Source organism: Maribacter algae (assembly GCF_047345745.1).
GTDB lineage: Bacteria > Bacteroidota > Bacteroidia > Flavobacteriales > Flavobacteriaceae > Maribacter.
In genome coordinates, this window is the sequence record NZ_JBLFES010000002.1 from 32,095 (window position 1) to 53,845 (window position 21,751).

A 21,751-nucleotide genomic window follows, 5' to 3' on the forward strand; every position below is an offset into this window, starting at 1 on the left:
TGGCCGGGATTTTATTTATTGTTTGAGGCTATCATGGATTCTTTTTCTTTCAATGCCCACGCTTCCTCAAAATTAGTTTCCAATAAGTTTTTCCCTTTTAATTTGGAATGCATCACTTTGTTCAACCAAATAAGTTGTTTAGGGCTTAGATACTCATATCCGGACCTTCTGCTGCCCAAAGCACTATTTATTTTGGTCTGCTGCAATTCCGTCAAAGGAATGTACCTATAATCGGTATGTCTTAAATAATAGTGGATATCATTTTTCGCCGGCCTATAGGTTCTACTGGCATCAATTGGCTTAAAGCTGTTCTTTTGGGCATAGTTTTCTAAAGTAGCCTTGTCTACAACGGTCGGGTCATACTTAACTTTTACAACTTCGCTATGATCGGCGAAACCGGATTTTGTACTTACCACGCCATCTACTTTACCAAGTTGTTTTTCCCCGGTCCAAAAACAGTACATTTTAAAATGTGCTTCTTCCAAATTTCCTCTTTCAGAAGTAGAGAGCTCTTTTTCCAGTAAATTGATGTAGCCGGGAATCTCAGCATTCCTACTTTCCAAAGCCTCTATAATTCTTTTACTCAAGGTAGATACTGAATAATCTCTGTTAATAGGCTGTACAACATCCTTGCCATTAAAATCAACGATTCTGACGACTGGATTGTTCCAAGTAGGTTCATTGAATTTATTCAAAACCTCCCTATCCTTTCCACCTTTATTATTAAATATCGCTAATGGAATAAAAGAGTTTTCAATGGCTTCTACCATAAGTGGACTACTCAATACATTATGTCCGTAATTACGACAGGTGCTGCATCCCGGAACCTCCTGAAAAAGAATTAAAATATCCTTGTTCTGTTTTTTTGAAAGTGCAACTGCTTTGTCATAGTCCCTATACCAATGTACTTGGCCTAATTCTTCGCTTTGCTTTATGATAGATTGTGCACTGCTATATGTTACACCACATACGAACACTAGTATTGCTATGATTTGAATATACTTTTTCATGTGAAATAATTTTAGAACAAACATAGAAGCTAAACATCACAAAAGCATAACAGTAAAAAGTTTTAGAGAATTTTAACGCATCAATATAAAAAGTTCTCCAAAAAAATGTCGTTGAATGGTCATAGGAGAGATGGTGAAATTATTTCAAAAGTTGCTATAAATCCTTTTCATCTTCTGGTTTCAGTCTGATGAGCTTTCGTATCAAAATAAAATGACTCAATACTACAACGGGAACAATAAAGGTTGGCAGCAAATTATATGGAAAGTATAAAAGCGCAACATTTGGTTGGTCAAATGCAAACTGTTGTAAGGGGAAAGGAGCGGAGAGCACAGCGATGATAAAAATGATTGCTAAAAACAGAATGCCGATACCGTTCCAAACCAAAAGAAAATGACGTCGAAGCAATTTCCCCTTAAAACCGAAATAAAATATCAATGGTGCCGTAAGTCCCATGATGATATCAAAATTCCATCCTTCAAAAGTCATAATAATGGGGATTACTTTCTGCTGAAACAACCAGAGCAATGTAAATTCCACGGGAATGCGAACAAGATGAATTATCGTTAACTTTTTGATGCATAGACTATCTATAAAACGTTTTCCTGTTTTGGTCAGAAAGAGCAAAAACATAACAGTGATGACAGGAAGAATACCCAGAAGAAATATTCTTGGCGGCAGTACCTCAAGATTTTCGTAAAAAACGCCCTTGGCGGCCAGAACTTCCTGTACCGCTATCCATGCCAGTAAAAATAACAAGATAAGATTCGCTTTTTTTCTGATTTTAGGAACGCTGGCATTTTTTACGATCCAATAGAAAAGTGCCAGCGTCAGGAATACGGTCAAACAAAAAACTATTGGAATGTATAATGGTAATTTTTCCATTAGCTCACTTTTTTCTGATAAGAAATAGACCCAAGAAAGTCAGCAATCCGTTCAGGGGCAATAATTCATATCCAAAAATATAACCACCTAATGATTCAGATGGTATTTTGGCGAGCAATACAATGAGGGTTACGGATGCAAGCGCCACCAACCAAACATAATTATCCCTCACTTTATACGTGGTGAAAATACCGAAGGAAAAAAGTCCCAATAAAGGCCCATATGTATAAGACGCTACGGTAAGTAGACCGTCAATCACGTTCTTATCTAGAATGTATTTAAATGCAATGACCACAACAATAAGCAGTAAGCTCATACCTACATGGGTAAACCGGCGTATGCGTCTGGCCAAAGCTCTTTCCTTTTTTTCGGTACCTAAAAAATCCACACAGAAAGAGGTGGTCAAAGAAGTGAGCGCACTATCCGCGCTACTATAGGCCGCAGCAATGAGGCCAAGCATGAACGTAATGGCTACCATGATGCCCAAACCGCTGTTCAAGGCTATTTCTGGGAACAATAAATCAGATTTGGGTTTGCCGTCCATCAACGGTAACGCTATTTGGTATTTGTTGGCATAAATGAACAGTAAGGCTCCCAACAGCATGAATACAAAAGTCACTATGACCAGGACCACACTAAAAGAAACCATATTTTTTTGTGCCTCTTTCAGGTTTTTGCATGTGAGGTTTTTTTGCATCATATCTTGGTCAAGACCTGTCATGCAAATAGTAACGAACATGCCCCCTAAAAACGATTTCAGGAAATGGTTTTTGGCGAAAAAATCATCCGTAAAAAAGGTTTTACTATAGTTAGATAGTTCATCGGAGCCTAAAAATTCACCAAAAGTCCAATCCAATTGGTCTAGAATAAAATAGATGGATAGCCCTACGGATAGTAGCATGAACAACGTTTGTAACGTATCTGTCCAAACAATGGTTTTTATCCCCCCTTTAAAAGTGTATATCCAAATAAGGAGGATAGAAAGCGTAACGGTAACTTCAAAAGGTACACCCCAAGCATCAAAAACAAATTGTTGTAGCACAATAGCGACTAAAAACAATCTGAAAGCAGCACCCAAGACCCTTGAAACAAAGAATGAAATTGCACCTACCTTATAGCTCACAAAACCAAAACGATTGTCCAAATATTCATAAATACTGGTTACATTCTGTTTGTAATAGATGGGCAAAAGCACAAAAGCAACAATAAAGTACCCTAGAAAATAGCCTAAAACCACTTGCATATAGCTAAACTGGGATGCTTCTACCCAACCGGGAACGGAAATAAAGGTAACTCCGGACAGGGAGGCACCCACCATTCCAAAAGCGACCAGATACCACGGCGATTGTTTTCCGGCCTTAAAAAAATCTTCGTTGGAATCGTTTTTTCCGGTGAAGTAGGAGATAATCAACAATACCAAAAAATATCCACCGATTAGGAAGAGAATGTGTGCACCGGACATGAGAAATAATTTATTGGCAAAGTACAAAAAGTAAAAATAGTACGTAATTTTATGCCCAAACGCTACGGAATGGATTTTTCTTCAAAATTATTGGAAAACGCGGTCTATGAAATGTCCCAATTACCGGGCATTGGTAAGCGTACGGCACTCCGTTTGGTATTACATTTGTTAAAACAGCCAGAGACCCAAACAGAACACCTTTCCACGGCAATCTCTAAATTAAGAAGCACGGTCCGTTACTGTGATAATTGCCATAATATTTCGGATATGCCCACTTGTGAAATATGCGCCAACCCAAAAAGGGATGCCAGTTTGGTCTGCGTGGTAGAGGACATACGGGATGTAATGGCCATTGAAAATACAGGTCAGTTTAGGGGATTGTACCATGTTCTTGGAGGTAAAATTTCTCCAATGGAAGGTATTGGCCCCCAGGATTTAAAAATAATGTCGCTTGTAAATAAGGTAAAAGAGGGCGAAATAAAGGAACTTATTTTTGCGTTAAGTTCCACGATGGAGGGCGATACCACCAATTTTTATATTTACAAACAGATTGATGGGATGGAGGTACGTACATCAACTATTGCCAGAGGAATAGCTGTTGGTGATGAATTGGAGTATGCAGATGAGATTACCTTAGGCCGGAGCATCTTGAACCGGGTGCCTTTTGAAGGTTCCCTGAAGTCTAACTGATGATTCTTAAAAGTATGGTAAAATCAGTTAAGCGGTCTAAATTTTATTATTTTTGCAAAAAATACTGCCAGATATGGCTTTAAATTATTGATATGTCAAAATTTGAATTAAAACTACCACGTATGGGCGAAAGTGTCGCGGAAGCGACTTTGACCTCATGGTTGAAAGAAGTGGGAGATACTATTGAAATGGACGAGGCGATTTTTGAAATCGCTACGGATAAGGTAGACAGTGAGGTTCCCAGTGAAGTAGATGGTGTTTTGGTCGAAAAACTTTTTGACATAGACGATGTGATAAAAGTGGGTGAAACGGTAGCTATTATTCAAACGGATGGTGATGCTGTAGAGGAGAAACAAAAAACTACGGAAACTGTTGAGGAGGAACCTTTTGAAGAGGAAATGGTAGCGGCTGCGGAATCTGCCATGATAAAAGCAAAAGAAACGACTACGACATCGGTACAGGATTATAGCGGGTCTGAACGCTTCTATTCCCCTTTAGTGAAGAATATTGCAAAAAAAGAAGGTATTTCCCTTGATGAGTTGGATGCGCTTTCCGGTTCTGGCAAGGAAGGTAGGGTTACCAAAAACGATATTATCGCGTACGTGGAAAGTCGCGGTGAAAATGGGACCACCCCTCCGAAACCTAAAGAAGCGATATCGGAAACTAAAAGTGCTCCCGCCCCAGAACCCGTTAAACCAGCGGCTGTAGAGAAGGTAACTGCAAATACTCCAGTACAATCTGCTAAGGGAGACGAAGTCATTGCCATGTCCAGAATGGGGAAACTCATTGCAAAACATATGACGGATAGTGTCGCTACATCGGCACATGTGCAGAGTTTTATTGAAGTGGATGTGACCAATATCGTGAATTGGCGTAATAAGATGAAAGACCAATTCCAAAAACAAGAAGGCGAAAAGTTAACGTTCACGCCCATCTTTATGGAAGCTGTGGCAAAGGCCTTGAAAAAATACCCAATGATGAATATTTCCGTAGATGGGGATAACGTCATAAAGAAGAAGAATATCAATATCGGTATGGCGGCAGCCCTACCGGATGGAAATCTCATTGTCCCTGTCATCAAAAATGCGGACCAGTTGAATTTGGTCGGCATGGCAAAAGTGGTCAATGATCTGGCCGATCGTTCCAGGAACAACGCCTTGAAACCAGATGAGGTTCAGGACGGCACCTACACGGTGACCAACGTGGGTACTTTTGGCAGTGTTTTCGGCACACCTATTATCAATCAGCCGCAAGTGGGTATATTGGCCTTGGGCGCAATTCGTAAGATCCCCTCGGTGATAGAGACTTCGGAAGGAGATTTTATTGGTATCCGTAGCAAGATGTACCTCTCGCACAGTTATGACCATAGAGTGGTCAACGGTGCTCTGGGAAGTATGTTCGCCAAAGCGGTTGCCGATTATTTGGAAGCTTGGGATGTGAATCGCGAGATTTAAACCACTTTTACTGTTTAACGAAACAAGAGGTTTTTAGTTTCTCTGCTAGAGGCGAACACTTATATTTGCTAAAAGTCCCAAAAAAATGGAATTAAAACTCACCCGACCCATTTGTTTTTTCGATTTGGAAACTACAGGTGTCAATGTTGCCAAAGACAGGATCGTAGAAATTTCTATCCTAAAAGTTTTCCCCAACGGAAACAAAGAAAGTAAAACGTGGTTGGTGAATCCAGAAATGCATATTCCTGAGGAAGTCGTTGCCGTTCATGGTATTTCCAATGAGAAAGTCGCCAATGAACCCACCTTCAAACAGCTGTCCAAAGAGATTTATAAGATGATAAAGGATAGTGATTTGGGCGGATTCAACTCGGACCGATTTGATATTCCCTTATTGGCCGAAGAAATGCTACGTGCGGATATCGATTTTGATATGAAGAATACGGTTTCGGTAGATGTGCAGACCATTTTTCATAAAATGGAGAAACGTACTTTAGGTGCGGCATACAAGTTTTATTGTGATAAGGACCTTACGGATGCCCATAGTGCGGAGGCGGATACCTTGGCCACTTATGAAGTATTGCTGTCCCAATTGGACCGCTATCCAGAATTGGAAAATAATATCAAGAAGCTTTCGGAATTTTCAAGAAGAAAACAATTGGTAGATTTTGCCGGGTTTATCGCTTTGGACGAGGAAGGCGAAGAGATTTTTTCCTTCGGGAAACACAAAGGTAAGAAAGTACATGACGTACTCGAAAAGGAGCCAGGTTATTTCGGTTGGATCTTGAATGCCGATTTTCCATTGTACACCAAAAAAATATTGACACAAATTAAGCTAAGTAAACTAAACAATAAACTAAGCTGATAATCCGCTAAAAGCGTATGAAACTTATTTGCATCGGTAGAAATTATACGGACCATATTACCGAACTACAGAATGAAAGACCTTCGGAGCCCGTTGTGTTCATAAAACCGGATTCTTCCGTACTTCCCAAGCAGCAAGATTTTTATATACCCGATTTTTCAGATGATATTCATTACGAGGTAGAAGTGTTGGTGAAGATCAAAAAGGTAGGCAAGCACATTGCACAAAAATTTGCGCCCTCGTATTACGATGAAATAGGTTTAGGGATAGATTTTACGGCCAGAGATTTACAGGCTCAACTCAAATCAAAAGGATTGCCTTGGGAAAAAGCCAAGGGTTTTGATGGCGCAGCGGTCATTGGGAAATGGCTACCAAAAAATAATTTTAAAAATTTAAACAATCTAAATTTCAATCTAAAAAAGAACGAGGAAATCGTTCAAGAAGGAAATACAAGTCTGATGCTGTGGAAAATAGATGAAATAATAAGTTACGTCTCTACGTTCTTCATGTTAAAAAAGGGGGATGTCATTTTTACGGGCACACCGGCAGGCGTTGGTAAAGTAAGTGCGAATGACTATCTTAGGGGAAGTTTGGAAGGTGAAGAACTATTTACGGTAAAAATAAAATAATGATTTATAGCTTAGATAAAATTAATGAAATGGCAGATGGTGATGAGGATTTTATAAACTCTGTAATCACTGTTTTCCTTGAAGAAGTTCCTGATGATCTAGAAGCTTTGGAAACCGCTTTGGAAGAAAAAAACTATGAGCAAGTCTACAAGATGGCGCACAAGATAAAACCCAATGTGGATCTATTGGGGATGGAGCAGACTCGTGCAGTGGCCCTAGAAATAGAAAACTTGGGGAAAAACGAGGCGAATATGGGCGATATCCAGACACTTTTTCCGATTTTAAAAACAGACATTCATCAGGTAATCGGAGAGTTAAAAAACGATTTCAATCTATAATGCTTGCCGAAATCATCACTATTGGCGATGAGATTCTCATTGGTCAAATAGTGGATACCAATTCTGCCTTTATTTCCAAAGAACTTAACAAGATTGGTGTTTCCGTGTACCAGATTACATCAATTCAAGATGATAGGGAACATATACTCAAGGCACTTGCAGATGCACAATCTCGAGTTGATCTAGTGATTGTTACCGGAGGTTTGGGCCCTACCAAGGATGATATTACCAAACACACCTTTTGCGAATATTTTCAAGATTCTTTGGTGAAGAATAAAAAGGTATTGGAACATATTGAAGCACTCTTTGCCAAACACATTACTACCCCAATTTCGGACATGAATAGGCTACAGGCCATGGTACCGAGTACCGCCGAGGTATTGTACAATGAGTTTGGTACCGCTCCGGGAATGTGGTTCCAAAAAGACAATACGGTTTTTGTGTCCTTGCCGGGCGTTCCTTTTGAAATGAAAAACCTGATTACGAATCGTGTAATTCCTAAAATTACCGAGTTTTATGAACGTCCTTACATCATTCATAAGACCATAGTCACGTATGGGTTGGGAGAAAGCGCCATAGCGGAACGTATAGAAGCTTGGGAAAATGCACTGCCGTCTTTTATAAAACTGGCATATTTGCCGAGTTTGGGAAGAGTTAGGTTACGAATGTCCGCGAAAGGGTTTGAGCGTTCCCTATTGGAGGATGGGATAGCCAAGGAATCCAAGAAATTGGTTTCATTGATTGGGGATATCGTTTATGGTATAGAGGATGAAGAAACTTTGGAGCAGTTGATCGCTAAATTACTGACCGAAAAAAAGCTGACCTTGGCCACGGCCGAAAGTTTTACCGGAGGAAAAATAGCCAAGACCATGACCGCTATTCCTGGAGCTTCCGCCTATTTTAAAGGCAGCGTGGTAAGTTATGCTACGGAGGTTAAAATCAACGTGCTTGGCGTTCCTAAGGAATTGGTAGAAAAACATTCCGTGGTAAGTGAAGCGGTTGCTGTAGCGATGGCCAAAGGAGCTCAAAAATTATTAAAGTCAGATTTTGCTATTGCTACCACAGGGAACGCCGGTCCAACAAAAGGAGATTCGAATGCTGAAGTGGGTACGGTTTTCATTGCCATTGTCACTCCAAATAGGGTTTTTGCCGAAAAATTCAACATGGGCAATCACCGGACAAGAATAGTGAAAAAGTCCGTAAACAAGGCGTTTGAGCTGCTTCAGAAAGAAATTTTAAAAATGTGAAGTAGATTGTTGGCTGAAAGATAAAAATGATATAAATTTGCACCCTGTTTAAAATAAAATTCGACACAATGTCAAAAGTTTGTGAAATTACGGGAAAGAGGGCTATGTTCGGGAACAACGTATCGTTCTCTATCAACAAGACCAGAAGGAGATTTGACGTAAATCTTTCCAAGAAGCGTTTTTACATTCCTGAAGAAGACCGTTGGATCACTTTGAAAGTTTCTGCAAGAGCTTTAAAGAGTATCAACAAGAAAGGTATTTCCGCAGTGTTGAAAGAAGCAAGGGCACAAGGGTTGGTAAAGTAATCCTTTAAAATTAGCGTAAGATGGCAAAGAAAGGCAACAGAATTCAAGTTATTTTAGAATGTACCGAGCATAAAGAGTCAGGACAACCTGGAACTTCTAGATACATTACTACAAAGAATAAAAAGAATACTCCTGAGCGTATGGAATTGAAAAAATTCAATCCTATCCTTAAGAGGATGACGGTTCATAAAGAGATAAAATAAGAAGTCATGGCAAAGAAGACGGTAGCGAGTTTACAAACAAGCTCAAAAAGATTAACAAAAGCTATAAAAATGGTAAAGTCTCCTAAAACAGGGGCTTACACTTTTGTAGAATCCGTAATGGCACCGGAAATGGTGAACGAGTGGATTGCAAAAAAATAAGATTCTTTTCTTTTAAGAAGTAAAAGCCCCTTTCATACGAGAGGGGCTTTTTTAATTTTTATATTTGATGAACTATTGATTACAGCATGAGTTTATTTAAAAAGATTTTTTCATCGGAGAAAAAAGAGACTTTGGATAAGGGCTTGGAAAAGACCAAGACGAGCTTTTTTTCCAAACTGGGAAAAGCCGTTGTAGGGAAATCCAAAGTGGATGATGACGTATTGGATAATCTGGAAGAGGTATTGGTTTCTTCTGACGTTGGCGTGAGCACAACGCTCAAGATTATAGAACGTATAGAAGCTAGGGTCCAAAAAGATAAGTATGTAGGTACGGATGAATTAAATAGTATTCTCCGGGAAGAAATTGCGGGTCTATTATCTGAAACGCATACCGGGGAAGCAGCAGAGATTCAAGTGCCCAAAGACAAAAAGCCATATGTGATTATGGTCGTTGGCGTTAACGGTGTCGGTAAGACCACGACCATAGGTAAGTTGGCATATCAATTTAAGAACCAAGGCCTTAAAGTAGTTTTGGGGGCAGCGGATACCTTTAGGGCAGCAGCAATTGACCAATTACAGGTTTGGGCGGATCGGGTAGATGTACCCATCATAAAACAACAGATGGGAAGCGACCCTGCGTCCGTAGCTTTTGATACGCTAAGCTCCGCGGTTACGCAAGATGCGGACGTAGTGATTATAGATACGGCCGGGCGTTTGCACAATAAGGTCAATTTAATGAACGAGCTGACCAAGGTAAAACGGGTGATGCAGAAAGTGGTGGAAAACACGCCGCACGAAGTGCTTTTGGTATTGGACGGGTCTACCGGGCAAAATGCATTTGAGCAGGCCAAGCAATTTACGAAGGCGACCGAGGTAACATCACTGGCGGTGACCAAATTGGACGGTACGGCAAAAGGGGGTGTGGTCATCGGTATTTCGGATCAGTTCCAGATTCCCGTAAAGTATATTGGCGTAGGGGAAGGTATCGAAGACTTACAAGTATTCAATAAGTATGAATTTGTAGATTCTTTCTTCAATATTAAAAATTGAAACTAGCTGTATTATTCTGTATACTTTGTTTTTGCACCGTGAGTTGGTCCCAAATCGAGCATCCCAAAGCCAGCCCGTTTTCTAGTATTACACAAAACGTAGGGCTTTCTGAAATCACTGTAGATTACTCAAGGCCAGCTACCAAAGGGCGAAAAATTTTTGGTTTTCGTACGGAGGGTCAACCGGGCTTGGTACCTTATGGTCGTATTTGGCGTGTGGGTGCCAATGAATCTACAAAAATCACGTTCGATTCCGATGTGACCATTCAAGAAAAAACACTTCCCAAAGGAACCTATGCACTATACGCTTTTCCCGAAAAGGACACTTGGGAAATTGTATTTCACAAGAATACCACTCATTGGGGCGATGGAAGAAATAACTATGACCCGCAGGAAGATGCATTGCGCATCAAAGTAAAACCAATAAAAACACTGTCTTTTCAGGAAAATTTTCAAATCGATTTTGACAATATTACCCATAATTCCCTAGATATGGTCTGGCATTGGGCGCATACAAAAATTACTGTACCTATGTATTTTGACACCAAAGCGATGATGACGGCACAAATAGTCGAAAAACTAAAGACCGATCTATCCGCACAGACACTCTATGAAATCGCAAGGTATTATCAAGAACAAGGCATCGAATACCCAAAAGCACTTCAATTATTGAACAATGCTATAGAAAAAGGCGGCGATACATATTATTTCCATCGCGTAAAATCATTGGTCCAAGCGGCTTTGGAAGATTATGAATCGGCTATCGGCTCTGCACAAAAATCATTGGAGCTAGCAGAGAAACAGGGTAAAGATGAATTCGTTCGTATGAATCGGAAGAATATAAAAAAGTGGCAAGCCACTCTAAAAAACAATTGACTAGGTTTTTTACCGAAGGGGAGAAATCTTATATTTAGAATTCACAATAACAAACCCTTCAAAATGCTAAACTCATTTAATTTTGTCTTAAGAAAATTATCATTTCCCATCTTTTTAATACTATTTGTAGGTTGTAAACAGGAAAAGCCTGTCGAAGAGGTAGTATTATGGCAACCGTATAATGATTCTATTGAAGTTGCCGCAAATGCCGACCATGAAATTGGCAGAATGCAGTACAAACTTATCCAATCCAAAGTTTTGGATAAAAATGATGTTTTTCTCCCGTTATACGATGAGGTTTCCAAAATGACGGATGACGAATATGAAACTTTAAAACCGCTCATTTTAGAGCAGAATATCTTTTCATTACAGCAGTTAATTGATGAAGATAAGCTGAGTTATGAGGAATTGACCCTTTTTTATCTCTATAGAATTTATAAGTATGAGTTGGATAATGCCACAACCTTAAACACGGTCATTGCCTTAAATGACGAGGTAGTGGAACAAGCTAGGGCTTTGGACAAACTGAAAAGCGAGGGAAATCACCCGTCATCCAAACACCCTATTTACGGAATGCCTATTTTATTAAAGGACAATATCAATACGGCCGGTATGAAAACAACGGCAGGTGCTATTGCGTTGATGGACAATGATGTGGAAGACGCTTTTATCGTAAAACGATTAAAAGAAGAAGGAGCATTGATTTTAGGGAAAGTAAATTTAAGCGAGTGGGCCTATTTCTTATGTAGCGGCTGTCCCGTGGGCTATAGTGCCGTGGGAGGACAAACGTTGAATCCTTATGGAAGACGTGTTTTTGAAACCGGAGGTTCCAGTTCCGGTAGCGGAACATCAGTAGCGGCCAATTATGCTGTTGCCGCGGTAGGAACGGAAACATCGGGCTCTATTTTGTCACCAAGTAGTCAAAATTCTGTAGTGGGCCTAAAACCAACCATAGGTCTTTTGAGCAGAAGTGGCATCGTACCCATTTCCAGTACGTTGGATACGCCGGGCCCCATGACCAAAAATGTGTTGGACAATGCTTTGCTATTATCCGCAATGACAGGTTATGATGGAACGGACAGTAAATCCGTACAAGAACAATATCCTGGAATTATCTCTGCGGGAATGCATCCAACGGATTTCAGTCAAATGCGATTGGGAGCTTTTAAAAATTTGATGGAGAGCGATTCCATTTACAGAACGACCATAGAAAACTTAAGGGCCAAAGGAGCGGAAATCACTGAATTTACTCCTCCCGAAGTGGCAATGGACGGTTTTTTAAGTATCCTGAATATTGATATGAAAAATGACCTGCCAGCCTATATTGAGACGCACACAAATCCTGAAAAAGTAAAGATTAAGTCCATTTCAGATGCGGTAACATTTAATGCGGCCGATTCATTGACGCGTATTCCCTATGGGCAAGCTTTGTTTGAAGGAATTTTGGCAGATTCCACCACTACCGAAGGTCTGGAGGAAGTCAAAACCACGCTAGAAAACAACGGGCGCACTTTCTTTGATACCGCTTTGGATGCACACGATCTGGATGCTATCCTTTCCATTAATAATTACCATGCCGGGTATGCCGCCGTTGCGAAATATCCTGCACTTACCATTCCTATGGGCTATAAAACCAGCGGCGAACCCATTAGTTTAACCTTTATTGGAAAACCATTTAGTGAAGCTGATCTATTGCGTTTAGGCGCTGCTTATGAAAAAGAATTCCCCAACCGAAAGATGCCTAAAGGGTATGAGTAATAGTCAATAACAGTATTTAATTATTGGCAATTTTTAAAACAAAAATTTGAGAAAAAAGAATTCCATAGATGCACTAGTTGAAAACCTACAAACGGATTTTTCTAAAATTTCAAATTTTCATTTAACCCAAACTGACTCATTAGGAAAAAAACTATTCAATTTTGTAGTTAGACTTGCTGCTGAATTTCAAGCATTTCAGAATCTATTTGTTCAATATTATTTACCTGCTTCCCTGAAATCCGTGCAGGATTTCAAAAGAGAACTAAAACACTCAAAATATAAAAGTTCTTTTAAATTGACGGAGGAAGAGTATATGGAAAACTACTATGAAACTGTGCGGTTAGGCTATGTTGGTGCTTATCATAAATATGAAAGCTTTCTAAAAAACGTAGTTCCTTTAATGGATGAATTTTTTGAAGAATTGGATTTTGAAGATGATTTTCTACCTATGAATGAATATCTCAAAAAAGAGTTCGATTTAGAGCTTAATAAAACTATCTATAATTTTAAGATAACAAAGAAAATAAACTGGATTTCAAATTGCGTAAAACATTATGACGGATATCCAATTAAGGAGCCAAGACCAAAAAGCATTTCCAATCTAGATGAAACTAAAAAAATTCAAATAGACTCAAAAGAGTTTAAAGCAGATATGCAGGATTTAATAAAACATAATCAAATTATCTTAAGCGCTCTATTCTATGTTGGATTTCATCAGGTTTTCGGAATGAAATTTGAATCATTAAAAAGTCAATTAAAACCTGAAAATAGAAAACATAATAAAGTAGTAATTGAAAGGGCACTCCTAAAAGTTTCAATTCAGGGCATGTTTAACGCAGAAAAAAACGTTGCCTAACAAAACCTCGCCATGCAAATCCCTAACCAAAGATTGGATTGAAAAACTTCTGGAACATATTTTTAATATCAACTGCGGCCTTGTCGGTTGGTATTTTCCTTTCGGTACGATATTTTACTAAAAACAAAATAGAATCCATTACCTACGATTCGAAGATTGATAAAACCGAACTAAATCTGTGTGACAAAGACCAAATTGGACAGTATTATATGTTTTCAACCGATTATAATGGTGGAAAAAAAGCAATAAAAAATATACTGTTACCAAAAATTAGAAAAGACGAACTCTCATTTGGAAAAAAAAGTGGTACCATAACAATACGCTTCATAGTCAATTGTAAAGGCGAAACGGGAATTTTTAGAGTAAAAGCTATCAATAAAAAACTCATAGCGACAGATTTTGATAATGCCAAAACGGAACATCTAATATCGCTGGTCAAAGAGTTGAAAAATTGGACAGTTGAAACCAAGAACGGCAAAAAATACGATAGTTATTATTTTATCAATTTTAAAATAACAAATGGACTTGTATCCGATATCTTTTAAGGCATGAAACTGTTTTTTAAAATTCTAAAAATAGTATTCTCATCAATATTCCTAATGTTCATATTGTGCATAGTATACTTTGTTTTCTTGGCCCCAAAAGAAGATAGGTTTTCGATGGCGGAACATATGCAAGGTTCTCTGTTATCCCAACAAGTTTTCGATTTATTAAAAGCTCAGTATCCGGACTATTCCAATGCCTATTTTGAACAATCAGTTGCCTTTAATAAATATGGAAATCATGCAAGAGGTTTTGAACTTTTAAATCAATCAGTTGAAATTGACCCTGTACTTCATTTAGGCTATCGCGGTTATATGAAACTTCGTTTTCTTAGGGAATATGATGATGCGTTGGAAGATTTTAAAAGGTTGGACAGTTTGACACCAAATGTTGTGGACGCACCTTGGGGAGAAAATATTGACTTTCTTAGAGGAGAGTGTTATTTTGGCAAGAAAGATTTTTCAAAGGCGATAGTATGTTTCAATCGCTACATCAAAAATGAAAAAGAAGATTGGGCGGATATTCAAACTTTTGTTTACCTGGGCCTTTGTGAGTATGAGCTTGAACATTTTGAAAAAGCTATTTTAGAGTTCAATAGAGCATTGTCACAATCGGAGCATATTTGTGAAGCCTATTTTGGTCTTGCGAAAACCTATACAAAATTGGGAAAACTAGAACTAGCAAAAAAGCATATCGCAAAAGCAGAAGAAAACATTACTTACAAAAGAGATAATGAATACAACGAGTATCTTAACGAAATATATTTATGGGAGATACGGGAGTTTAAACAAGAATTGGAAAAAGTAACTGTAGACGACAGATTTTCCCATTAAAAACTATAGTCCAATAAAGTGAATTAATACTTTACGTTTTATTTTTCTTTGTAAGGAGAAACAAAAAGTTATATATGAAATTTACTCGAACAAGGCTCCTTCTATTATCGTTTTAAAATAGCATTTAACAAGTTCCAAAGTTCGTTGTCAAAGTTGGAAGGCCCCAAAAATGTTTCTCCAGAGTCCCCTCCCATTCGGATAATGACCAACTTTTCACTGGGGACTACATACATTTTTTGGTCATTTGCGCCCAGACCCGCATAAAGGTCTTCCGGAGCGTTAGGGATCAACTTACCCGAAAATGCAACCTCCAAACTGGGAACGCGATAGTTTTCCTTTCCGTTCAACCAATAGAGATAGCCATAAGCTTGGTTCAAGTCTTGCGAGGTATTGGTCATTTCGGCAAAATAGTTTTTATCGGTTAAAATAGCTTCACCGTCCCACATGCCTTCATTCAAGTTTAAAATTCCATAACGGGCCATACTTCGGGCGGTACTAAAATAATTGTTATTGAACCCCAGTTTTAACCAGAGCCCTTGCATTCCTATTTTGTTCCTGATTTTGTTGGCAAAATAATCCTTGAAATCCATCCCCGTAGCATTGGAAATAATATCGGTCACCAACGTATAAGGTGCATTATGGTAATACCAAAAATCGCCCGGAGCATTTTTATAGGTCAAACACTCGGGATCGGTACAATAAAAATCATCGACCGTATAATCTAATCCGGTGGTCATGGTCAGATGGTTCCAAACTGTAATGTTCTGTTCCTGTTCCGTAGTAAGGTTGGACCAGCCCGCTCCCAAGTAATCGGCGGAAACATCGTCCAAGGATAAAAACCCTTCCGACTGTGCGATACCAGTGGTCATGGCAGTCAGGTTTTTTCCGGCGGAGTTCCATACGTGATTGTCATTTTGGGTAAAATCGCCAAAGTATTTTTCGATTACAATTCGCCCGTTCTTCAATACCAAAAAAGCATCCGTATTCCTTTCTTCCAAAAAGTTGAACAACGGCTGTTCGGCATCCGAATCCCAACCAAGGAAATCCAAAGAAATTGTTTCCCATTCATCGGAATCGATTGGTGGAAAGTAGGCTTCTAGCATCGCCGGGTCATCCATTGGGTTTTCTATTGGCTCGGAGGTAGAATCCTTTGAACAATCCAACAGAAACAGACCCATGGTAATATTTAGTAGAATGAACCGCTTTTTCATGATACTGGTTTTAAGCTTAGACATCTATTTGATGTTATGGTTTAACGCGAAACATCAAGAAATCGTGTAAGTTGTGCATACTTCATAACCCTTGTTGTATTTTTGCGCCTGCCCCGACGTATTGCCAGACGGGAACCATTTTATAGTTATGAGAACAAAATCCCTTAAAAAGAACAAAATCAATGTAGTCACGCTCGGATGTAGCAAGAATGTGTACGATTCCGAGGTGCTCATGGGCCAGTTACGGGCCAATGACAAAGAAGTGGTCTATGAGGAGGAAGGTAATGTGGTGGTCATCAATACCTGCGGTTTTATAGCGAATGCAAAGCAGGAAAGTGTAAACACTATTTTGGAGTATGTAGAAAAGAAAGAGGCCGGGATAGTGGATAAAGTATTTGTGACCGGTTGTTTGAGCGAGCGGTATAAGCCGGACCTACAAAAGGAGATTCCCGATGTGGACGAGTATTTTGGGACCAGTGAATTGCCCAACTTGTTAAAAGCGCTAGGGGCCGATTATAAACACGAACTGATCGGGGAACGATTGACCACAACACCAAAAAACTATGCCTATTTAAAAATAGCCGAAGGATGTGACAGACCTTGTTCTTTTTGTGCCATCCCCTTAATGCGCGGAAAACATAAAAGTAAACCGATTGCCGATTTGGTCACCGAAGCGGAGAAGTTGGCCGCCAAAGGTGTTAAGGAATTGATATTAATCGCACAGGACCTTACCTATTACGGACTGGATTTATATAAAAAACGAAACCTTGCCGAGTTATTGGAAGCACTGGTTAAAGTAGATGGGATTGAATGGATACGTTTGCACTATGCCTTTCCCACTGGTTTTCCGATGGATGTTTTGGAGGTTATGAAAAGGGAACCCAAAGTCTGCAATTATCTTGATATTCCGTTACAACATATTTCGGATTCTATTTTAAAAAGTATGCGCAGAGGGACCACGCAGGCCAAAACCACCAAACTATTGCAGGATTTTAGGACCGCCGTTCCCGAAATGACCATCCGTACTACCTTGATTGTCGGATATCCGGGAGAAACCGAAGAAGATTTCCAGACACTTAAAAATTGGGTCATGGAGACGCGCTTTGAGCGGTTGGGCTGTTTTACCTATAGTCATGAGGAAAACACCCATGCCTATCATTTGGAGGATAACGTTCCTGAAGAAGTGAAGCAAGAACGTGCCAATGAAATCATGGAAATACAGTCCCAGATTTCTTGGGAACTCAATCAGCAAAAAGTAGGGGAGACCTTTAGGTGTATTATAGATCGAAAAGAAGGAAACTATTTCATCGGTAGAACCGAATTTGATTCGCCCGATGTGGATAATGAAGTTTTAATCGATGCTGCCAAACATTATGTGAAGCAGGGCGAATTCGTAAACGTGAAAATTACCGAAGCGGCCGATTTTGATTTGTACGGGGAGCCTGTTTAGTGATAAACGTGTTCTTCCATAATAAATCATATACCGTTACGAGTCCTTCGTGTTTCTTCGGAACAGGCTTTAAAAGATTTTTCATTTAGATATCTCGTCGCGCTTCAGTGCTTTGTCTGAATCGCTCTGTCGATATGGCGCACTTCACCAGAAAAATATTTTAGTGAATAAGGAGTATCATTTCGAGCCAGGAACGAGGAGGAATCTCAAATCATTAAATTTTTTGTCTCACCTACAGATTGGTATATGAAAACATAATCGATATGACTAGTTATCCAATATTCAGGCTTTCTTCTGCATCATTTTAAAGGTAAAGCCACCCAGTACTACAATAGTGAGTCCCATAATGGCCCAAAGCCAGATTTTATTTTCAAACAGTGGAGCGTTTTTCACTTGTGGTGTTTTGGGAATAATTTCTTCCTTCCCTAAACTTAAAAGAGGAGCTTCCGATAGTTTTATGGACACTAAATCCTCAATATCGTATTTGGGAAAATCCGCATTTTCATTACCATAGACCAGATAGTAGTTCGCTGGTTTGGTAAAGCGGGCTATCAAATGATATTCGTACCCTTTTACTTCGGCATTATTAATATACAAAGCTTCGTTATCCCTGTTGGTTATGACTAACCTAAGTTTCTGGGTTAATACTGTATTAAACGTAAAATTGTTTTTTGTATCGGAAGATAAGGTTGTAGAAAGCACATTTCTATAACGGTATTGCCAGCCTTTTTCGGTCTGTACACTATCCGAAAGGTATGATAGTGTTACTGGTCTTTTGTAAGATATGGTACTATCTATATGGAGCTGAACAAGACTAACGGGTACACGCTTTTTTAAATCGATTTCTATGATAGTGGATTCCCCTTCTTCCCGCTTTTCATATTCGGAAACTTCATAGTTTACATATTTGGCAGGTCTTTTTTTACGGGTGTAGACCTTGGAGTCCACCAATGTTAACGCATCATTTGTTTTTATCAAGACCCTAAAGTATCGGTATTTGGAATTTGCAAAATTTAAATCCGTGAACTTATAATCGGTATCCTTATTGCGTACGGAAAGAATTCTATAGTCCTCTAGAATGGTAAACCATTCCGATTGATCATTACTTCCCTCAAGATTTATTTTCCAATCAAAATTGGTATTCGCAAAATGAAGTCCAATTCTATCAATGGTGAGCGGTTCTTTTAATTGAAAGGTGTAGTATTGTCCTTTTGTATTGGATACTTGATTGATGAGGTTAAATTCGATGGGCGTCTGAACTTTTTTTTCCGCCGAGACGTCCAACAGGTAAGGTGCCTGTAGGGTATCCGTTGCTGTCTCGCCATAAATGCGTATATCCGAAAAATCATCGTTTATATCGGAAAAGATTGTCTCGGGCAACCGTATGGAATGCCATTTTTCGGTAATACCGCTCAAAGGAATCTTCTTTTCGTATTCTTTCAGTTGACCAAATAGAGAACTTACGCCAACACTTACGAACAAAAATGCAATTTTAAGCTTCGTTTTCATCTTCTGTAATAACGTGTTTATATTTATTATAAAGGAACGAGATAATTAATAATAATACCCCGAGCGATACAAAAACGATAGTTTTTGAAATGGTATTAAGGGACGCAATATCGTAGAAAAACAGTTTTATCAGGGTGATTCCGAATAAAGATATGGCAGCAACACGCAGGTATTTTTTCTTTTTCCAAATACCCAAAACTATAAGTAATAAAGCATAAACGCCCCAAAGAATACTAAGTCCCAGTTTATAGGTCTGGTTGGAGCCGGAGATATCCATCCAATTTAATAACTCGCTGCTGGCAACCCATAAAATGGCGGTGTGCATCAACAATTCAAACGGAATTTTAAAGTTGATTCTAAGGAAAGCTTGCCGTATGAGTCTATGCATAGTGAACAAAAGCAGACCGAAGAACACCAAGGCAACGTATCTGATGCCAATGTTAAAGAAGTCGATATTATAGTATGCCGCTAGTTCTTGGTTCAAATAGCTTTCCCTAAGCTCGCTAAGTATGTACAGACCGTTGGTCAAGAATATTAGGCTCGTCAATAGCCCTAAAACCAAAGTTATGATACCCAAGACCCTGCTTCTTATTTTTTTCATATTGATGAAAGCGAGTAGCGTCACAAACAAAAGCGAATAATTGATAAGCCAGATAGCTTTAAATTCTCTTAAGTCATAATTATGCTGCGGATATGAATAATTATCCGGATTGTCTATTTCTATCTCGGAGACAAAAAACAAACTATCCCAATAGTAATTAATTTCTAGATAGAACGAAAAATAGAGGGTCACAAGCAGCAAGGCGGGCATACCTACCCACATCATTTGAGATAATATCGTTTTCCGTTGTATGGGATGTTTCGTATGAATCCAATTGACGAAAGCATAGGAAGCTATCGTTAATATCGATGTCAATAAAGTAATGTTCAAAAAGGGGCGAACAGCATCTGCTTCATCTTTAAAACCGGCATCGTTATAGCTTAATCCCCAATCGTGCATAAGACTTAGAAAGGCAAGTCCCATAAGGGGATAGGAAAGGTGCTCGTATACGGCTACGTTCTTTGTACGCCCGATCCAAAATAATAATACAGCTTCCAAGGCCCATAAAAGTGTTACCCAGTTGCCATCCAACTGCACAGGTATAGCAATGGTTATAAAAGTCAGTACGAGACCGGAAGCCAAAAAGAATAGGTTACGGTCCGCCAGTTTACGTTTGTATATAATAAGACTCACAACAAAATGGACCACGGCATTTGCCAATGTAAACAATCCCAACAATTCCTTACCTATTTCATGTCCGCTTAAAAATGCATAACCGATGGCATAGAATATAAAGGAATTGGACAATAATAAAGCAATGTCCGATATTTTGAATTTTTCCGACTTGATCAATTTATAGGCAAGGAAAATGGTATAAAAAATGAAGAAAAATACACTTAGAAAAATCAATGCCATGGAAAAATGCTCATGTCTCTCATATGAGAAAACGGCCCAACTCCCATAAATAAGCCAAGTAAAAATAAAAGCGACGTAGTATAAGGGTTTCCAATGTTTTTTAAAGGCAATGACCAAAATACCGATATTGATAATCGCCATGTATCCAAAAAGCACAGCTGCATTACCAGAATCGTTACTTAATAAAAAAGGTACGGCATAGGCACCTACCAAGCCAATATGGGCAATAATCTGCTTGTTGTAATGAAGTGCCGCTACCACTCCAAAAACGGTAAAAAACAGCATGATGACGAAAGCCATGGTTTGCGGAAATAATTCATAAAAACTATATCCAGCATAGGTTATAAAATACATTATGGCCAAAGCGCCACTAACCAGCACGGCACTGTAATTCTCGTATTTGGCTTTTAGTTTTATGCCAAAGCCAATTAAACCGAGCCCAACAACATAACCTAGAACAATTCGCGTCAGCGGGCTGATCAGATTATTTTCAATGGAATATTTTGCGCCTATGACTACCCCGATTATCGTAATCAGGATGCCTATTTTATTGATAAGGTTTTCACCAATGAACTTCTCTAGGTTCGATTTTCCTTTAGGTTTTACTGGGACCGTTGGTTTCGGTGGTTCTTTTTTTAAGGTGGGTGCCACAATAGTTGCTGCATCTACCTCCTTATTGGTATCGGACGCTTCCCTCTCCGCTACTATTTTTGCTATTTCCAATACAGGTTTTTCAGGAGTCGCTCCGGTTTCCAATGGTTTTTCTACCACAGTTTCACTGCGAAGAAGTTGAATTTCCGTTTTCAGAGCTTCCAGTTCAACATCAAAATTATGTTGTTTTCTTTGTAATAGCTCTAATTTCGCCACAAGTTGGGCTATCTTATCCTGATTTTGGTCCATCTTGGTCTGTTTTTATTCCATTCTTTTGGGTTAACCAACCCATAAAGAACGGTATAGTCACGGATTTGT

General features: G+C 39.0%; 22 protein-coding genes. 16 read left to right on the forward strand and 6 right to left on the reverse strand.

Annotated elements, in window-relative coordinates; genetic code table 11:
* Positions 1-11 precede the first annotated feature (11 nt).
* The 3 genes from ACKWBX_RS07385 to ACKWBX_RS07395 all read right to left on the reverse strand — a co-directional run bounded on the left by ACKWBX_RS07385 (position 12) and on the right by ACKWBX_RS07395 (position 3,355).
* On the reverse strand, positions 12-1,010 hold the full coding sequence (locus ACKWBX_RS07385; RefSeq protein ID WP_413968030.1) for a VPGUxxT family thioredoxin-like (seleno)protein, type 2: 999 nt from the start codon (positions 1,008-1,010) through the stop codon (positions 12-14).
* A 154-nt stretch (positions 1,011-1,164) separates the two neighbouring features.
* Positions 1,165-1,893, reverse strand: a complete 729-nt coding sequence (locus ACKWBX_RS07390) for a hypothetical protein (RefSeq protein ID WP_413968031.1) — start codon at positions 1,891-1,893, stop codon at positions 1,165-1,167.
* A 4-nt stretch (positions 1,894-1,897) separates the two neighbouring features.
* Positions 1,898-3,355: a sodium:solute symporter gene (locus tag ACKWBX_RS07395; protein ID WP_413968032.1), complete on the reverse strand. Its 1,458-nt coding sequence runs from the start codon at positions 3,353-3,355 to the stop codon at positions 1,898-1,900.
* A gap of 69 nt (positions 3,356-3,424) precedes the next feature.
* Here ACKWBX_RS07395 and recR point away from each other — a divergent pair, with 69 nt between their 5' ends.
* The 15 genes from recR (at position 3,425) to ACKWBX_RS07470 (ending at position 15,156) form a co-directional block, all read left to right on the forward strand.
* Complete coding sequence (gene recR, locus ACKWBX_RS07400; RefSeq protein WP_413968863.1) at positions 3,425-4,045, forward strand: recombination mediator RecR; 621 nt, start codon at positions 3,425-3,427, stop codon at positions 4,043-4,045.
* Between the two features lie 92 nt (positions 4,046-4,137).
* Positions 4,138-5,499, forward strand: a complete 1,362-nt coding sequence (locus ACKWBX_RS07405) for a dihydrolipoamide acetyltransferase family protein (RefSeq protein WP_413968033.1) — start codon at positions 4,138-4,140, stop codon at positions 5,497-5,499.
* 85 nt (positions 5,500-5,584) lie between these two features.
* On the forward strand, positions 5,585-6,361 hold the full coding sequence (locus tag ACKWBX_RS07410) for an exonuclease domain-containing protein (RefSeq protein WP_413968034.1): 777 nt from the start codon (positions 5,585-5,587) through the stop codon (positions 6,359-6,361).
* Between the two features lie 17 nt (positions 6,362-6,378).
* On the forward strand, positions 6,379-6,990 hold the full coding sequence (locus tag ACKWBX_RS07415; protein ID WP_413968035.1) for a fumarylacetoacetate hydrolase family protein: 612 nt from the start codon (positions 6,379-6,381) through the stop codon (positions 6,988-6,990).
* Positions 6,990-7,328: an Hpt domain-containing protein gene (locus ACKWBX_RS07420; RefSeq protein WP_413968036.1), complete on the forward strand. Its 339-nt coding sequence runs from the start codon at positions 6,990-6,992 to the stop codon at positions 7,326-7,328. The genes ACKWBX_RS07415 and ACKWBX_RS07420 overlap by 1 nt, the downstream gene beginning before the upstream one ends.
* Positions 7,328-8,575, forward strand: a complete 1,248-nt coding sequence (locus ACKWBX_RS07425) for a competence/damage-inducible protein A (RefSeq protein WP_413968037.1) — start codon at positions 7,328-7,330, stop codon at positions 8,573-8,575. The genes ACKWBX_RS07420 and ACKWBX_RS07425 overlap by 1 nt, the downstream gene beginning before the upstream one ends.
* 68 nt (positions 8,576-8,643) lie before the next feature.
* Entirely contained in the window at positions 8,644-8,880 is a 237-nt protein-coding gene (gene rpmB / locus ACKWBX_RS07430) for a 50S ribosomal protein L28 (protein WP_413968038.1), read from the forward strand.
* A 20-nt stretch (positions 8,881-8,900) separates the two neighbouring features.
* Positions 8,901-9,083 (forward strand): 50S ribosomal protein L33, encoded by a 183-nt coding sequence (gene rpmG / locus ACKWBX_RS07435; protein WP_413968039.1) that lies wholly within the window; start codon positions 8,901-8,903, stop codon positions 9,081-9,083.
* 6 nt (positions 9,084-9,089) lie between these two features.
* Positions 9,090-9,242, forward strand: coding sequence for a DUF4295 domain-containing protein (locus ACKWBX_RS07440; protein ID WP_413968040.1), 153 nt, complete (start codon positions 9,090-9,092; stop codon positions 9,240-9,242).
* An 86-nt stretch (positions 9,243-9,328) separates the two neighbouring features.
* Entirely contained in the window at positions 9,329-10,291 is a 963-nt protein-coding gene (gene ftsY / locus ACKWBX_RS07445; protein ID WP_413968041.1) for a signal recognition particle-docking protein FtsY, read from the forward strand.
* A 38-nt stretch (positions 10,292-10,329) separates the two neighbouring features.
* Complete coding sequence (locus tag ACKWBX_RS07450; protein ID WP_413968042.1) at positions 10,330-11,166, forward strand: DUF2911 domain-containing protein; 837 nt, start codon at positions 10,330-10,332, stop codon at positions 11,164-11,166.
* 63 nt (positions 11,167-11,229) lie between these two features.
* Positions 11,230-12,924: an amidase family protein gene (locus ACKWBX_RS07455; RefSeq protein ID WP_413968043.1), complete on the forward strand. Its 1,695-nt coding sequence runs from the start codon at positions 11,230-11,232 to the stop codon at positions 12,922-12,924.
* A gap of 46 nt (positions 12,925-12,970) precedes the next feature.
* Complete coding sequence (locus ACKWBX_RS07460; protein WP_413968044.1) at positions 12,971-13,780, forward strand: hypothetical protein; 810 nt, start codon at positions 12,971-12,973, stop codon at positions 13,778-13,780.
* A gap of 38 nt (positions 13,781-13,818) precedes the next feature.
* A complete protein-coding gene (locus ACKWBX_RS07465) occupies positions 13,819-14,325 on the forward strand; it encodes a hypothetical protein (protein WP_413968045.1) in 507 nt (168 codons plus the stop codon).
* A gap of 114 nt (positions 14,326-14,439) precedes the next feature.
* Positions 14,440-15,156, forward strand: coding sequence for a tetratricopeptide repeat protein (locus ACKWBX_RS07470; RefSeq protein ID WP_413968046.1), 717 nt, complete (start codon positions 14,440-14,442; stop codon positions 15,154-15,156).
* Positions 15,157-15,260: 104 nt separating this feature from the next.
* Here the strand turns inward: ACKWBX_RS07470 and ACKWBX_RS07475 are convergent, their stop codons facing one another.
* Entirely contained in the window at positions 15,261-16,367 is a 1,107-nt protein-coding gene (locus ACKWBX_RS07475; protein WP_413968047.1) for a serine hydrolase domain-containing protein, read from the reverse strand.
* Between the two features lie 148 nt (positions 16,368-16,515).
* Here ACKWBX_RS07475 and rimO point away from each other — a divergent pair, with 148 nt between their 5' ends.
* Positions 16,516-17,817: a 30S ribosomal protein S12 methylthiotransferase RimO gene (rimO, locus tag ACKWBX_RS07480; protein ID WP_413968048.1), complete on the forward strand. Its 1,302-nt coding sequence runs from the start codon at positions 16,516-16,518 to the stop codon at positions 17,815-17,817.
* A 282-nt stretch (positions 17,818-18,099) separates the two neighbouring features.
* Here rimO and ACKWBX_RS07485 read toward each other — a convergent pair whose 3' ends face one another.
* Positions 18,100-19,326 (reverse strand): DUF3999 family protein, encoded by a 1,227-nt coding sequence (locus tag ACKWBX_RS07485; RefSeq protein WP_413968049.1) that lies wholly within the window; start codon positions 19,324-19,326, stop codon positions 18,100-18,102.
* Positions 19,310-21,682: a DUF2339 domain-containing protein gene (locus ACKWBX_RS07490; RefSeq protein WP_413968050.1), complete on the reverse strand. Its 2,373-nt coding sequence runs from the start codon at positions 21,680-21,682 to the stop codon at positions 19,310-19,312. Before ACKWBX_RS07490 ends, ACKWBX_RS07485 begins: the two co-directional genes overlap by 17 nt.
* Between the last annotated feature and the right edge of the window lie 69 nt (positions 21,683-21,751).